14 protein-coding genes and 3 pseudogenes are annotated in these 14,832 nt (G+C 53.5%); 7 read left to right on the top strand and 10 right to left on the bottom strand.

From position 1 onward, the window contains the following. Window positions 1-148 precede the first annotated feature (148 nt). Together JMJ16_RS53440 and JMJ16_RS53435 are read left to right on the top strand one after the other, a co-directional pair. A complete protein-coding gene (locus tag JMJ16_RS53440) occupies window positions 149-640 on the top strand; it encodes a hypothetical protein (RefSeq protein ID WP_307813502.1) in 492 nt (163 codons plus the stop codon). 7 nt (window positions 641-647) lie between these two features. Continuing rightward, a complete protein-coding gene (locus tag JMJ16_RS53435; protein ID WP_201394826.1) occupies window positions 648-1,187 on the top strand; it encodes a DUF488 family protein in 540 nt (179 codons plus the stop codon). A 331-nt stretch (window positions 1,188-1,518) separates the two neighbouring features. On the opposite strand, the gene JMJ16_RS53430 is transcribed toward JMJ16_RS53435, so the two are convergent. The 5 genes and pseudogenes from JMJ16_RS53430 to JMJ16_RS53410 all read right to left on the bottom strand — a co-directional run. Continuing rightward, window positions 1,519-1,749: a hypothetical protein gene (locus JMJ16_RS53430; RefSeq protein WP_201394825.1), complete on the bottom strand. Its 231-nt coding sequence runs from the start codon at window positions 1,747-1,749 to the stop codon at window positions 1,519-1,521. A 98-nt stretch (window positions 1,750-1,847) separates the two neighbouring features. After that, the gene (locus JMJ16_RS53425) at window positions 1,848-2,057 is read right to left on the bottom strand and encodes a DUF2945 domain-containing protein (RefSeq protein ID WP_201394824.1); all 210 of its coding nucleotides are present in this window, start codon (window positions 2,055-2,057) and stop codon (window positions 1,848-1,850) included. A 184-nt stretch (window positions 2,058-2,241) separates the two neighbouring features. Then, window positions 2,242-2,649 carry a hypothetical protein gene (locus JMJ16_RS53420; protein ID WP_201394823.1) on the bottom strand — a complete coding sequence of 136 codons (408 nt, stop codon included), beginning with the start codon at window positions 2,647-2,649 and terminating at the stop codon, window positions 2,242-2,244. Continuing rightward, window positions 2,598-2,918, bottom strand: a complete 321-nt coding sequence (locus JMJ16_RS57840; RefSeq protein WP_374229204.1) for a DUF6444 domain-containing protein — start codon at window positions 2,916-2,918, stop codon at window positions 2,598-2,600. The genes JMJ16_RS53420 and JMJ16_RS57840 overlap by 52 nt, the downstream gene beginning before the upstream one ends. Before the next feature lie 427 nt (window positions 2,919-3,345). After that, window positions 3,346-4,800 (bottom strand): annotated as a pseudogene (locus JMJ16_RS53410) (ATP-binding protein); the annotation flags it as partial. A gap of 295 nt (window positions 4,801-5,095) precedes the next feature. On the opposite strand from JMJ16_RS53410, the gene JMJ16_RS53405 reads away from it, so the two are divergent. After that, complete coding sequence (locus tag JMJ16_RS53405; RefSeq protein ID WP_201394820.1) at window positions 5,096-5,296, top strand: hypothetical protein; 201 nt, start codon at window positions 5,096-5,098, stop codon at window positions 5,294-5,296. Window positions 5,297-5,607: 311 nt separating this feature from the next. On the opposite strand, the gene JMJ16_RS53400 is transcribed toward JMJ16_RS53405, so the two are convergent. Next, on the bottom strand, window positions 5,608-6,324 hold the full coding sequence (locus JMJ16_RS53400; RefSeq protein ID WP_201394819.1) for an alpha/beta fold hydrolase: 717 nt from the start codon (window positions 6,322-6,324) through the stop codon (window positions 5,608-5,610). A gap of 198 nt (window positions 6,325-6,522) precedes the next feature. On the opposite strand from JMJ16_RS53400, the gene JMJ16_RS53395 reads away from it, so the two are divergent. Beyond that, window positions 6,523-8,187: an IS1182 family transposase gene (locus tag JMJ16_RS53395; protein ID WP_201381424.1), complete on the top strand. Its 1,665-nt coding sequence runs from the start codon at window positions 6,523-6,525 to the stop codon at window positions 8,185-8,187. 59 nt (window positions 8,188-8,246) lie between these two features. Here JMJ16_RS53395 and JMJ16_RS53390 read toward each other — a convergent pair whose 3' ends face one another. Together JMJ16_RS53390 and JMJ16_RS53385 are read right to left on the bottom strand one after the other, a co-directional pair. Further along, window positions 8,247-8,741 (bottom strand): cupin domain-containing protein, encoded by a 495-nt coding sequence (locus JMJ16_RS53390; RefSeq protein WP_201394818.1) that lies wholly within the window; start codon window positions 8,739-8,741, stop codon window positions 8,247-8,249. 594 nt (window positions 8,742-9,335) lie between these two features. Next, window positions 9,336-9,461 (bottom strand): annotated as a pseudogene (locus JMJ16_RS53385) (IS6 family transposase); the annotation flags it as partial. A 151-nt stretch (window positions 9,462-9,612) separates the two neighbouring features. Here JMJ16_RS53385 and JMJ16_RS53380 point away from each other — a divergent pair. After that, window positions 9,613-10,014: a hypothetical protein gene (locus JMJ16_RS53380; RefSeq protein WP_201394817.1), complete on the top strand. Its 402-nt coding sequence runs from the start codon at window positions 9,613-9,615 to the stop codon at window positions 10,012-10,014. Then, window positions 10,001-10,441, top strand: coding sequence for a hypothetical protein (locus JMJ16_RS53375; RefSeq protein WP_201394816.1), 441 nt, complete (start codon window positions 10,001-10,003; stop codon window positions 10,439-10,441). Before JMJ16_RS53380 ends, JMJ16_RS53375 begins: the two co-directional genes overlap by 14 nt. Window positions 10,442-10,484: 43 nt before the next feature. Here JMJ16_RS53375 and JMJ16_RS53370 read toward each other — a convergent pair. Together JMJ16_RS53370 and JMJ16_RS53365 are read right to left on the bottom strand one after the other, a co-directional pair. After that, window positions 10,485-11,967, bottom strand: a pseudogene (locus JMJ16_RS53370) (ISNCY family transposase). Between the two features lie 255 nt (window positions 11,968-12,222). Beyond that, window positions 12,223-13,029: an SDR family NAD(P)-dependent oxidoreductase gene (locus JMJ16_RS53365; protein WP_201394815.1), complete on the bottom strand. Its 807-nt coding sequence runs from the start codon at window positions 13,027-13,029 to the stop codon at window positions 12,223-12,225. A 165-nt stretch (window positions 13,030-13,194) separates the two neighbouring features. On the opposite strand from JMJ16_RS53365, the gene JMJ16_RS53360 reads away from it, so the two are divergent. Then, window positions 13,195-14,373, top strand: a complete 1,179-nt coding sequence (locus JMJ16_RS53360; protein WP_374229203.1) for a helix-turn-helix domain-containing protein — start codon at window positions 13,195-13,197, stop codon at window positions 14,371-14,373. Window positions 14,374-14,832: the final 459 nt, after the last annotated feature.

Here is a 14,832-nt window from a genome sequence, read left to right as displayed (position 1 = left end):
CGGATTTTTATGCCCTTGCCCAACATAATCCAGAGATCTCGGCGTTGCAGAGTGGTTCCGGGGCCTCAAGCCACCGTGTTTCCCAACGCTCTTTGAAGCGTTCCTCAATGCCTTTGCGTGCCAACAGGTCAGTCTCGAGGCGGGTCTCCTGCTGCTCAACCGACTGGCGGAGCGGTATGGTCTATCCTGGGCAGGTGACCAGGGCACAGCCTGTGCTTTTCCAGGTCCAGAACACCTCGTCAACACTTCTGAAGAGCAGCTCAGGGCACTCGGATGGAGCCGTCAGAAAGCTCGGGCGGTCCTTGAACTCGCGCACCTGCTGGCAGAAGAGCCGCGCACTTTTGCGCGTCTGGAAAGCATGAACAACGAGGACGTGTGCCAGGCTATCCTGCCCTTGCGAGGAGTGGGCCGTTGGACTGCCGAATATGTGTTGCTAAGAGGATTGGGCAGGATCGAGGCCTTTCCAGGTGATGACGTAGGAGCGCAAAAGAATCTGCAACGCATCTTCTCGCTCGAACAAAGGCCAACGTATGAACACATCAAAACGTTGACAGCTCGCTGGTGCCCCTATGCTGGGTTTGTCTATTTCCATTTATTGCTTGATCGTCTGGCGCAAAAAGGTCTCCTCTCGACGAGGTAAGGTTTCTATGGAGCATCGTACCATCGCCACCATTGGCCACTCAACCCATCCCATTGAGGAGTTTCTAGAACTCCTGAGCATGCACGCGATCCAGCTCCTGGTGGACGTCCGCACGATTCCCAGGTCGCGGGTGCATCTCCAGTTTGGCAGCGATCAGCTTCCTGGTGCTCTCCAGGGCGCTGGCATTGGCTATCTTCATCTGGAAGCACTCGGTGGCCTGCGCCATCCGAGGAAAGATTCGCCGAACACCGGCTGGCGCAACGCCTCCTTTCGTGGGTACGCTGACTATATGGCGACCCCGGCCTTTCGCGCGGGCTTGACCGAGCTTGAAGAATGCGCTCATCGTCAACACACCGCCATCATGTGCGCCGAAGCGGTGCCCTGGCGCTGTCACAGGTCCCTGATCGCCGATGCGCTCACCGTTGCTGGCTGGCGCGTTTACCACATCATGAGCAAGTACACCACCAGAGAGCATACGTTGACCCCGTTTCTACTGGTGGAGGGGGAAATCCTGCGGTATCCAGAAGAGGAAGAGAGTCTCCAATGAATGAACGCGCTCGTGCTTTGCTTTGTGCCAACGAACGCGAAGAGAATCGAACTCGTGGCCTTTAGGGAACCGAGAGTCTGTGGTGGCGCGTCCTGACGTAGAGAGAAAGAAAAGATATACCTGGCGAAACGGGATCCAGAAAGGAGCAGCTCTGGTGAGCGAACCCATTTCGATTGCGATGTACGCCGATCTCGCCTGTCCCTATGCCTATGTGAGCGCCTATCGAGTGCGCTAGGTGCGCGACGCCTATCGCGGCACCATCGCTCTTGTCCATAAAAGCCTCGCGCTGGAGTATGTGAATAGTGCAGCGCGCAGTTGGGCCAGGAAGGCGTCACGCAGGATTGCCCAGCGACACTACCAGCCCGTCCAGGATATACGTTGGTGTGGCGAACACCTGCAGGGGTACGCGTTGTCCTGGCGCATCGAGGTTGACGACCGTGACCTCTAGCCCGGCGATGCTCCTGGCCTCCTGCACAATCAGCACGGCCTCCCGGCAAACTGAAGCCGATGAACATCGTCCCATGCTCAGTGGGCGTTCCGGTAAGGGCAGGGCAATGGCCAATAAGAGGACCTCTCTCGCGCCCCGCGCATGGATGCTCAGAAGAAGAGTCAGATGGTCAGGATGGAACGGCTTTGGTGGGTATTTTTTTTATACTCATCTTATATTTTCTTTAACGCCGATCCCTTATGCATGGCCTCGTGATCGGTCTTATCGCTCTTGATCAAGTACTGCGGCTCTGCCTCTGAGGCGTGAACTGTGCAACCGTGGAATTCGATCTCGGAGGTAACCTTTTTGATGATTGTACCCGAGACGCGCCCGGCCTCAGAGTTCCACTCGACGTGATCGCCAATGGCAAACTGCTCTGGCATCTCCTTTCTCCTTTCTGCCCTTTACACGTTTGCCAGCACCTGTTAGATCCTTCACTGAACGTGCTACGAACGCTGGGACCTGCTCCCCAACGGGGATCTATCCCAGGGGTTCTCATTGACGGTCAGCTGGTACCCATCAGGGTCAGCAGGCGAGGGTCGGCTGCGTTGGCTGGATGAATATCCATCACTGGCTAACCTCTACTCCTGCCGAGATTGGCGCGCATTCTTGACGACATATTTTATAGGATCTTGCTGGAGGTTCAACAGAATCCATCGTCTGGAGCATCGTGAGGAGCGCCAGGTCAAGTATTAGACGCGGATCTTGCTTTCCATCTGCGCCCCCTACGTTCCAACGGACTGCGCCATTGCTCAAGTTCGCGTTTCTGAGTACAAACTCAGAGTCCTCCATTGAGAGGGAATAGCCAGGCGCTCGATAGATATAACCATATTTTAATTTAGCATAGAGATGAAACATGGTAAGGGCGACAGGGACACTAGAGGCTAGCAGTTCCGCTGCCGCGTTGGCATCCTGTTGCATTTCTAGGGAGAGTTGATTATACCACCACTCCTGAACCCGGTGGATAAGCACCAAGTCAGGCTGCTCCACGAGCTGTAAGCTGTGACCTTGATGGCCCGCTGCCCTCGCGGTTTCTTGCCACTCGGCTTGCGTAAGCTCTTCTTCCGCTTTCCAAAGCGATCCGACGACGGGGGAAGATGACTATTGTGGCTGTCTTTGGCTTGCTGCTCTTCCAGCGTTTTGACTCGTTCTCGCAACTGCTTGACTGCCTGGAAGGTCTCTGCAAGGGCTTCTTTCAAGGATTGGTTCTCTTGTTTGGGCCGCTTGGTCTGCTCATCTTTCACGCCTAATGCCTGCCGCAGAGCTAAATTCTCTTGTCGTAAGCGGTCGAGTTCTGCACCCTGTTCATGAGGCTATTCTAGCAGATTTCCTCCAGGTTTCGTCTGGGTCTAGCCCTTCTGGACAGGGCTTGTGAATTCTCCGATCCCAAGGCTCATCCTACAGTGTAGATAACCGGCGATCGCACTTCGGCGGATGTCTTGGCCGATCTGCGCGAGCGCTTGATTGACGCGTCAAAAGTCATGATCCAAGCCAGTGGGATGCAAAAGAGTGGCGCTGTGATGCGCAGCAAAGCCGCCAGATTCAGGCAGGGCGTTCTACGCCGAGTGTGTCCGCAAGAAGCTGGTCTGTGATGATGGCGGCAGCCGTGCCGAAACAGCGTCCGCCGCCATCATCATCTCAGTTGGCGCGTACGCCACGCGCGTCAACTGCTCAGGCCTCCCTCCTTATGGGAAGGGTAACCGTAAAGGTAGATCCCTTCCCGATAGTGCTGTCCACCGTGATGGTTCCCCCATGGTGCTTGACAATCTCGGCCACGATGTAGAGCCCCATGCCCAGACCAGGGATCGCTCGCTGAGAGGAAACTGCAACCCGATAGAACCGGTCAAAAATCTTGTCACACTGCTCTCGCGGGATACCCAATCCATGATCGCGGATCCGAATGGTTGCCGCATCGGGGGAGGAGCTCAGTTCCATCTCGACGGTCTGAGCATTGGGAGAATACTTGATGGCATTGCTGAGCAGGTTGGTGAAGACCTGTCCCAGCCGGTCGCGATCCCCGATCAGGCTGACCGCCACTGCACCACGCACTACAATGGTGTGGCTCGGGTTGGTTTGCTGCATAGTGTCAGCGATCTCCCGCAGCAACGCGTCGAAATCCACCGTCTCCCAGACGTACTCCAGTCTGCCTGCCTGGATCTTGGAGATATCTAGCAACTCTTCTACGAGCCGGGTGACGGTGTTGATCTGGATCTCCATGCTGGAAAGAGCAGGAGCCTGGAGGCCTTGCTTCGTCAGTTGCCGGTGCAGCAAGGTCGTCTGCAGTTTCAAAGCGGTGAGGGGGTTCCTCAGTTCATGGCTGGCCATGCTAATAAAGGCATCCTTGCGTTGTTCCAGTTCCTTGCGCGCGGAGTTATCCAGCATAAAGACGATACCCTGGCGTGAGTGATGCTGTAAGACAACTCCCCCCACGAGCACGGGAAGACGACTGCCATCTTTACAGATGTACTCTTTTTCGTAGGGCGTCATCGACTGCCGGGTGGCCAGTTCCTGATAGGCCTGCAGGGACCGAGCCAGATTTTCTGGAGGAGTCATCTGCATCCAGTTGATGCGCCCTTCGCTTAGGTCCTCACGAGTGTAGCCAGTCATGTGCAGAAAGGCGTCGTTGGCGCCCACAATCTGCTCTCCTTTGGCGACAATGATTCCGATAATGCTGGAGTTCATCAAGGCATTCACGCGTTCCTGACTCTGGCGTAAAGCTTCCTCCAAGCGTTTCTGCTCATCGATATTGGTACAGGTGCCAAACCACTTGACGATGTGACCGCTTTCATCGCGCATCGGCATGGCGCGCGTTAAGAACCAGCGATACGCTCCATTCTGGCCATTTCTGAGGCGCTCTTCGCGCTCATATATAGTTCCCGTGTCCAGGGCATGCTGCCAGAGAGCCTGGTTGCCTGCACGATCATCAGGGTGGATGAACTGAAGATGAGCCCATCTCTGTCTTTGTTCAGGCGTGAACCCAGTGTAATCACGCCAGCGCTGGTTCGTGTACTCACACAGACCATCAGGTTGGGCTGTCCACACGAGTTGTGGCACGGTCTCGGCAAGGACACGAAAGTTCCCCTCGCTGGCTTTGAGCTGCTGCTCCGCACGTTTCTGCACAGCAATATGCTTGATGAGCGCCTTCCAGAGTGGAAGCGTGAGATACCTGATCTGTTTTCCATTCAACATCATGCAGTAGCTATCCCTTTCATGTGGTCCCATCCCTGGAAGGAAGATGCTTCCCTGCTCTGATATCTCGAAACAGCATTGAGAAATGTGAGAAGACGCGGAACCCCCTTCTACGTTAAACTACTTTCAAGCCCTTCTGTCGAGAGGGCTTGAGCAAGGGTATGCTTGCTCATAGGAACTGTCGGATCCGAAAGGCGACAGGAACGTTTGTTGCTCGAGGAGGAACCTGCCCATGTGGTACGCTGGCATCGACTGGGCTGACGAAAAGCACTACACCGTGGTGATCGATGATGTCGGCCATCAGAGTGGCACTTATTCCAAAGCCCATCGCCGTTATGCCTGCATCAAACCATTGCGCAATGCTCCGCCTGATGAGTGCCGTTGTCTCGTTGTCTCTTCTGCTTGCTTTTTGCGCTCCCGGAGGAGGCATTGACCAGGCAATGGGGTGCATGCCTTTTCTTCATATCGCTATCGCGATTGCAGAGAACTACATGTTTCTCTGCTCAACTGGAAGCGCCACTGCTGCCTTTTGGTGACTGCCTTTCTCCCTGTGAACACACTATGTGCAGAAGAGGATGGTGTCCACGGACACAACAGGATGCGAGCGTGGACGTGAGTGAGGATGTGTTTTCTGGAAGCGCCACACGATAGAAGGTGGGATATGTCCCAGACACGAAAAGACATGTCTGAGACGGCTTGCGGCAGGTTAAAGCCCAAGAATGTCAGAAGTCTCCCCGCCTGTCGCTATGCAAGCGACAAGAGTATCTCTGACAATTCGTTAGGTGCTGCGAAAGAAGGAGAGTGACCAGTTGATAAAGAGAACACGCGCTCACAGGGAAGGTTTCGTTGCATATACCGTTGCATATACAAGGTATTCGCCCGATCGTGGAGAGTTTCCACATAGAAACGCGGGATACGAGCAAAGCGATCAGTTGTCTTGACAATCGCAGAAAAAGGTTCCAGGGGAGTTGGCCCGATAAGCATTTGGGCCAGCGTAATATCGCTTTCGGGACAATCATGGTAAAAGAGGTCGGCTACTCTCTCTAGAGGAATTTCACTCACGCCTTGTGTTTCATTAATATGCGTGTTCTGAAGTATAATAGCATTTTTATCTTTTTGTGCATGTTCCTGTAAAGTCGTGCCGTTGGGAACAAGGAATGCGGCGAGGTAGATGAGCTTTTGAATCGACTCCGAGCATTCTTCTGCTGTTTGGCTGATAACAATGCCACCCATCGAGTGACCCACAAGAATCACAGGTTCGTTTTGTTGCTTAATGATGTGACTGAGATGGTCGGTATAGATACGCAACGTTCCAGTAGATGGAGATATACTACGATCTCGGCCAAATCCGGGCAGATCAGGAACAATCACCTTATGATCTTGTTTTCGAAGTAACGGAGCGATATGGTACCAGACCCATGCACCATGCCAAGCTCCATGAATCAGTAGATATGTACTCATGAAATTTTCCTTTTACCTGTTGACTCCAGAAACTGGTAGAGCCACACGATCTGGTGAAGAGCGCAGAAAAACTTGTGAAAATGAACTCGAACAAGGATGCCGTCACCATTTAATGATATTGTTGGCGAATTAATTTGAGGCGAAATGTGAGATACTGAAGAAGCAAGAAAAAACAAGCATTCAGGAGGGAGGGAACCCATGACACTACAGCCACAAGCGATACCGCCAGTCCCAGAAGAAACTGTAGAGATAGCACAAGCCATTTTGCCGAAAGGCAACATCTGTATTCATATGCGAGATGCATTAGGAACGTTTTTTCGCGATGAAGATTTCCTTGACTTATTTTCCAACAAAGGACAGCCTGCAATATCGGCCTGGCGTCTCGCACTGGTGATGGTAATGCAATATGCAGAAGGGTTAACGGATCGGCAGGCAGCAGACGCAGTGAAAACGCGCATTGATTGGAAATACGCCTTGAGCTTAGAAATCAAGGATCCAGGATTTGATTTTTCCGTGTTAAGTGAATTTCGTGGTCGCCTCCTTGCCAATCAAGCGGAACGCCGTTTGTTTGATCTGATGTTGTCTCAGTTCCGAGAACGAGGCTGGGTCAAAGCACGAGGCAAACAACGGACAGATTCAACGCATATTCTGGCGGCTATTCGAGCTGTCAACCGTCTGGAATGTGTTGGAGAAACCATGCGCCATGTCCTCAATATCCTGGCAGAAGTAGCTCCCGATTGGCTTCTTGAGCGTGTTCAACCTGAATGGGAAAAACGATATCGATCACGCTTTAGCGACTTTCGTTTACCAAAGGACGAGAAAGCGCGTCAAGAGCTCTCAGAGCAGATTGGAGCTGACGGCCGAAGGCTCCTGGAGAGCATCTGGGGCAGCACAACCCATGCCTGGTTACAAGAACTCCCAGCCGTAGAGATTCTGCGAAGGATTTGGATCCAGCAGTATCACGCATGTGAGCAGGGAACACCTTGGAGAAAAGATCAGGAGCTTCCCCCGGCAGCGCTCTTGATCCAATCGCCATATGATGTGGAGGCGCGATACAGCAAGAAGAAGCAGACAGGATGGGTTGGCTACAAAGTGCATTTTACCGAAGGATGTGACGCTGATCAGCCTCATTTTGTGCTCGAAGTTACCACGACAGCATCCACGCTCCCAGATGGAGACGTCATGGAAAATCTTCATGAACGCTTGGCTGGCAACCAACTTCTCCCCGGCCAGCACCTGGTCGATAAAGGCTATGTGGACGCCGAACTGCTTGCTACGAGTCAGCATCGCCATCAGGTTGATCTGGTTGGGCCGGTTCTTCCTGATACCAGTTGGGCCTCAAAAGAAGCTGGGCGCTTTGATCATAGCCACTTCCACATTGATTGGAAGGCCAAACAGGTCCTGTGTCCGGCTGGGCAGACAAGCCGAGATTGGGGACATATCCCTGATCGACATGGAAAGCCAAGTCTGCGTATCCGGTTTCCCCTTCCCCTTTGTCGGGTTTGCACACTTCATGAGAAGTGTTCGTCAACCGCAGCCAAAGTACTCATTTTGCGACCAGATGAAGCCAGCTATGTGGCACTTCAGCAGGCTCGAAAACGTCAGGAAACCGCTGAATTTCGAGCCCTGTATGCAGCGCGAGCAGGCATTGAAGGAACCGTTGCTCAAAGTGTACGGACCTGTGAGATACGCAGATCCCGATACATTGGCGTGAAAAAGCTCAATCTCCAGGCGTTTCTAACAGCGACCTCCATCAACATGCTTCGGGCTTGTCATTGGATTGCAGAAGCGAAGCTGGCAACCACGCCAACTTCTCGTTTTGCAGAGCTGCTCGCTTCTGTCAAGCAAGTAGCTGTTGCGTAGCTTCTGCTCATTCGCCAACAATATCTTAATGTGGCTCTACCACATGTCTACGCGATAGACTAGAAACTAAAGTGTATTCCGACTGCTGCATTTTCTTCTGGGGTAGCAAGCCAATAACCATATTTGGCACTGATAGCCGCAAGCTTCCCCAGTTCCTCCGGTGTGGGTAGCTGAAGCGTACCATCTATCGATCTTCCCGACTCTCTAAAGAATTGTTCCATCTTATTGGTTGTGATGATGAGCAGGATTGCTGGCTCATTGGAGGCATTGCGCCATGCGTGCCGTGCATTCCCAGGCACGTGGATATAATCCCCTACTTTCGCTGTGATCCACTCGTGGCTTTCTGTCTCTTGTTTAAGGCACTGCATTTCACCAGCAATAACGATAAAGTCCTCCACATCAGGGTGACTATGCATGGGAACAAAGACGCCTGGTGGGACAACCCCTTTTAACACGCTGAAGCCACTTTCCGTTGTCAGAAACTCGACAGTGGGTCCAAATACTTCGACGGTCAGGCCAGTCGAGGGATTTTTTTCGGTACTTGCCGTGGTCATATCTATCTCCTTGTATTATTCTTTAATCGTGACGGTTATCCGTACTCATCATCCTCTAGCGACCAGCACCTGGCAAAATTATAGAATGGTAATGGTCTTCCTACAAGGGCCATTTTATATGGAAAGTACGGAGCCATTTTGCTATGCCAGGTTTTGGAACTGGTCTCTCTATGGCGAGCATGCCCTTGGCCGGAGAGGTGCGTTCATCCCCCATCTGTTGCGTCTGTTCATGCCTTTCTCACGCGGAAACGAAGGGTGGTCAGTTGCTCTGCTTGTGAGACGGCTATCGTCTCTAAGGCAACCTGTTCGCCCGTCTTTCGGGCAAAGAAGGGGACCAAATGGCTCCGAATGAGAAAAAGAGGGAGCCATGAGGAGAGGGAACCAAGGCGAGTGAGAAGGAAAGGAACCACAGATACTCTCGTAAGAACATGCTATTGTAGGTGAAAGTGGGGAGAAGAGTAAAGGGAGATCATGCCAGTGTGGGCGTGAGGAGAAATGATAAAGGGGGGAGCCACAAGGAGGAATGGAATAGTTGCATAGAAATGCATGGAAATAGAGAAAGTGATAAAAGGGGCTGCCATGCCCACTGGTGTTTGCCAGAAGCTCTTCGACATCGCGAAAACTGAGCGAGAAACGAAAATACAGCCAGACAGCATGGCTGATGATTGCAGGCGGAAAGCGGTAGCCTTTGTAGTAGGGAGGAGTGGTGGTTGTTTTCATGAAGCTATTCTAGCATAGTGTTCAGCTACGTCCCCAAGTTGACAATACCCTTGAGGGCGCTGATTTCATTTTCCTTGTCTTGCACATTGCAGTGACAAAGTATTACGGTCGTCCAAATCCTCGCCTGATCGCTGAACGGAGCCATGGTCTAATGAATCAGATCAGTAGTTACATTGACATCGACGACCTGATCCTGCGCAGCCCGGAAGAACTGCGAGAACTCCTCAAAAAAGCGCAGGAGACCCATGGCACCCTTGCTCGCACTCGCGGAGGAAAGTGCCTCCTTTGTGGAGAGTGCCCCATCTTGTTCGCTTGCATTGGGTGCGCGGCGAAGGTTCCTGATCCGGCACAACGCAGTGAGGTCGAGGAAGTTCAGCAGATCATTCTGTTGCAGATCGAACGAGCAAAGAAAAAGGGACTGGCTTTGGAAGTGGCTCAGCACCAAAAGAAACTCAAGCAATGCGACGCGGAACTCCGCGAAATGGATATGATTGAGGCGTGCCATGCCGATGAATTGCGTGAGCCAGAGGTGAACTTTGATGTCGAAGCGTAAATCACAGCCAGCACCGTCCTGGCTTGAAGATAGCGTCTACGAGCCGAAGCGCCAGCATTCGGTGGATCTGGTGAAACAGTCGGTAGATACACTCGTCAGCCAACGAAAACAGGGAAGCAAAGTTCAGATCTCGCTTGCAACGATCGTGGCCACCTCGAAACAATTGGACCCGACAGGTACAGGAGTGGCTCACACGACCATTCTGGAAAACGCGGAAGCCTACGCATATTACAAAAAGTATCGAACGACTGCCTCGAAAGCGGTGAAGCGCCGGAACCAGCGCGTTTCCATCGATATGAGCGAGCCAGATAGTGCTCAAGATCCGGCTTTCGCCAAACGTCGCCAGTCCTACATGACCTGGCGAAGGGCTGAGCTGGTTGACGAACTGCTTCGCGTCCGAACAGCCCATGAATGCGCAGACCTATAGGCTGCTATGAGTCTGTTTCCACGGCTCATCGACCGTTTTTTTCCTAGGGCCGCATTGTTTGCTGGTAGAGTTTTTCTTCCAAGGCGGCAAGATACTCCACAGGGGCCTTTCTGAAACGATACTGCTCACGACGAGCTTCGTGGCGACCATCCACCTGAGTATGCAGTCTTCGCCATTGCGTGAGGTCGTGTGGTTGGAGTTCTGGCCCACTGAAGTGATAGCGCTGGCTGGCAACCGAGGCGACGATTCGCACAGCATCTCGTACAACGAGGTCAGGGGATGCCTGTTTCCGACCGGTGCATTGCCGTTCATGATAGCAGGTTGAGCCAAAGAGATGTTCCAGGTCATTGTTCGTACGTGGAAGATCAGACATATCATAACAAGGAAAGAGTCCCGACAGTAACTGACAGTCACTTTGAGAAACGTGGCGATCATCTGACGAAGCGGCTCAGATGCGCATGCTTCCTGTTGCATTTCGTCGAGGAGGGATTGGTAGAGCTGCTGCACCTCACTAGCAGATCGTTGTTCAGTATTGGTAAGGAGGTGTGCGGCCCGATGGACCCATTGATATCCAGCCTGCACATCGGGCCAGAGGTCAGCAGTTGTGGTTAACCCCTTCGTCAGAAGATGGTGCAGACGCTCAAGCGCGGTTGGCAAGCCTCTTTTTTGCGCCACGCGTTCGAGGGAAGCAGCGATGAGTGTGAGTCGCTCGTGCAACTTGAGCCCAGCCGCAGAGAGCGGAGGATGCCCATCATCCGTGAGGGCACCACGCACTGCCGAACAGTAACTGCGAATGATTGCCGCTTCGTCATCATTCTGTTTCTCGATTGTGCGCTCAATGGGACGGACGCCACGCACCTGCTTCTTCAATTCTTTCTTGGCGTGGCGATCTGCCTCATAGATCGGCTTGGCCGCTTCTCGAAGGTAATGAAAGTGGCAGAGTTGATGGGGCGCTTCTGGCAGCGCAGAGGCGACCGCATTGCGAATGGAGTGTTGTCCGTCAGAAATCACTCCCCGTATCGGCACGGGCAAAACGGCCTGCACTTCCGCAATCAATGCTGCCAGATCAGCTTCGCATTCACTGAGGAGAGGGCGTGCTAGCAGAATTTCTCCAGACACACATTCACGAAAGACCCACAACACCTCATGGCCTACGTCGGGGCGCAACCCATCAAGAGCTAAAAAGGCTGAGTTTTGTTGGGCAAAAATCTTTTGGATGCGGGACTTTTCGGCCAGATGGAGGGACACCAATTCCTCATGACGGGCCAGAAGGTTGAGCACCGTTCGTTCTCCAATGGCAATACCACGATCACATAAGGCCAGGTGCAGTTCTGCCAGACTGTGGTGATAACGATAGCGTAACATCCCGATGAGTGCAATCACATCCAGGCCGTATTCTCCATAGGGCAGTGCCCACCGTCCCTCCTCTGGAGGCTCGGTAAGGCCGGTGATAACGGGGGCAGGATTCCTGATGACACCATCGAACTGGAAGTCGAGAGACGGAAATGGCCTTGCAGGATCGTCACACGCCGCTGTGTATGATAAGCAACCCGCGCTGTGTTGCCGCACGCAAGACATTTTGTCGAGAGTGGTTGTAAAGAGACAACCGTTTCCGTATCGGAAACCCGCGTTGGGCGACCCACATCGTCCTCCTCAATCTGTTGAACTGCACCTTGCCGCGTATCATGGACCGTAGCGCACGTTTCCATGATACGCGGCGGGGCAGCACGGCCAATGGTATTCAGCCTCCGCACTGCCAGGGAAGAAGCATCGTTGCAGTTTTAGATCACCGAACGAATCGTGCCGCCATCGACGCGGATCGTTGCGCCACTCACATAATCAGCGAGCGGGCTCGCCAGATAGGCGACTGCGGCGGCGATCTCCTCTGGCCGACCGAGGCGTCCTACGTCATTAGGAGCCAGGGCCTGCGTTGCGTTGTGTTCAATTTCCTCCCACGTCTCGCCCCCCCAGCCATGAGCCTGTGCCAGATAGGTGAGCTGTGCCCGAGCTGCCTCGCTTGAAAGGATCGCGCCGGGAGCCACGACGTTGGATGTCACGCCGGTGTTCTTCAGTTCACGTGCGAGGGACACCGCAAGGTTGTGGCGAGCTGCCAATGTCGCGTTGTAGTTTGGCCCGCCAGCCTGGGGCTGCTGCGACAGGCCACCGCCAATCTGGATCACCCGACCCCAGTGTCGCTCGCGCATCTGCGGGACCAGGCGCTGGATCATCCGCACGCCAGAAATGACGTTGCTGTTGTATATCTGAGCCCAGTCTGTGGCCGTCGTCTCCGTCCATGAACGGCGTGGAATGACTCCGGCATTGTTGACCAGAATATCAATCGGTCCGAAAGCCTGCGCCGCGACGGCTACCGCGTCAGCTCCAGCATCGGTGGTGAGATCACCCAGAGCGACCTCAGCTTCCCCTCCTTTGGCGCGGATCGCCTCGGCGACCGCATTGGCTCGGCTTTCGTCGCGACCATGCACCACGACTGCAACGCCTTCCGCAGCGAGCAGCTTCACGATCGCCTCGCCTATCCCAGAACTCGATCCTGTTACCAGTGCCTTCTTTCCTGCCAGTCTTAAATCCATGGGGTTCTCCCTTGCCTTTCATTTGATTTGTCCCAGGCACTTTGCCTGTAGATCTATGGTATACTGATGGGAATCCTGGGACAAGATGAGCAACATTCATAGGAGTAAGACTCCTATGGTTCATTCGGTCATCGTTCCCAACTGCCTTTCGTAAAGGGGGTGCGTTTGGTACTCAAGCCTCAACCACAAGACCATCGCCTGCATGAACTGGGAGATTTTCTGCGGACGCGCAGGGCAAGGCTGACGCCTGAAGAGGTAGGACTGCCGAAAGGAACCAGGCGCAAAACACCTGGACTCAGGCGAGCGGAAGTGGCCCAACTGGTGGGTGTGAGCGTGGATTGGTACACCTGGTTAGAGCAGGGACGTTCGATTACGCCTTCCACGCAGGTCTTAGAGCGCCTGGTGCAAACGTTGCGCCTGGATGCAAATGAGAGAACCCATCTCTTCCTGCTTGCCCAGCAACAACCACCGCCAGCGCTTTTGCTGGAACCCGAGATCGTGAGCCCAGCGTTACAACGTTTCCTTGATCAGTTTGGTGCTCGTCCAGCCTTTGTGTCAGGAAGACGATGGGATATCCTGGCCTGGAACGATGCCGGGTGCGCGGTCTTTGACGATTACCGCCGCAGGACCGCTCCCCGCGAACGCAATACGATCTGGGGCATCTTTACCAATCCCCTGGCTCGGCAACAGATTGTCAATTGGGAAGAAGATGCGCGCCAGCTCTTAGCACAATTCCGGAGTAGTTGTGGTCGTTATCCTGGAGATGCACAATTGACGGAGTTGATCCATGATCTCATGCTCGCCAGTCCTGAATTTCGCGCCTGGTGGCCTGATCATGAAGTCCGGAGTGGACAAGAAGGGCGAAAAGCGCTCAATCATCCACAGGTGGGGTATCTTCTGTTTGAACGGCTCACCTTTCAGGTCTTTGACACGCCAGATCTCAAAGTCACCGTCTATACCCCGTTGGAGGAAGCCGACACGCCTCGCAAAGTGGAGCAGCTTCTGGAGCAGTGGTATCAACAAGAGGGGCAGGGGCCTCATCCTCCTCAAGCGGTCCACCATCTTCCACAGACCCAGCGATCAGGACAAGACACGGTTGGACGGTGGCTGGAAGCATGCGGTCAAAGAGTGGAAGGGGCATGGGTAGCGAACAGTGAGGTCATGATCTCCTATGCGCAGTGGTGCGAGGCACACGGATACGTCCCAAGGAAGGCGAAAGGCGTCTCTCAATCGTTAGCTGCACATGGCCTGGAAGTCAGTGTTCGACAATGGGTCTCCACAGGTCCAGGGAGACGCACAAAAACACGAGGAGTTCGAGGTCTCCGTGTGCAGGATGGCTCTTAGACATCGAAGGCAAGTGGGGACAAATCGTCATGAATGCTCATCTGTCCCCATTGGGAGATCATCTTCTCAAACGAGTTTCCTGCAAGGTCTCTTCTTTCGGAGAGAGAAGAAGAACATTTGGAAACTTCTCTCTTTTTTCTTGACACGTTGTCAGGTTTTCTGGCCCCATCTGTCCCCACATTTGAGGGCCAGATCTCTTCACTTTGTAGGGTATTTACCACAAATTGGCAGTGATGGAGCGAAAAGAAATGGTTTCTGCTCGTCAAGATGACAACGCAGATTGAGAGAGACGTGTGCGCGAGCCTCGCCTCCAGATGGAGATGAGCGCTCATCATGAGCAAGGAAGCTGAGAAGGCTTTTCGCAGGAGAGAATTCTTGCTGCAAGGATCTTCTCCTGCGAGATGTTGTCCACCGCACTTTTGCCAGCAACCAATGCGGTCCTAGTTTTTTTCTCATTCC

It is taken from the genome of Ktedonobacter sp. SOSP1-52 (assembly GCF_016587395.1).
Note: the sequence above shows the minus strand (reverse complement) of the source record. Positions and strands in the feature narration are given on the sequence as shown.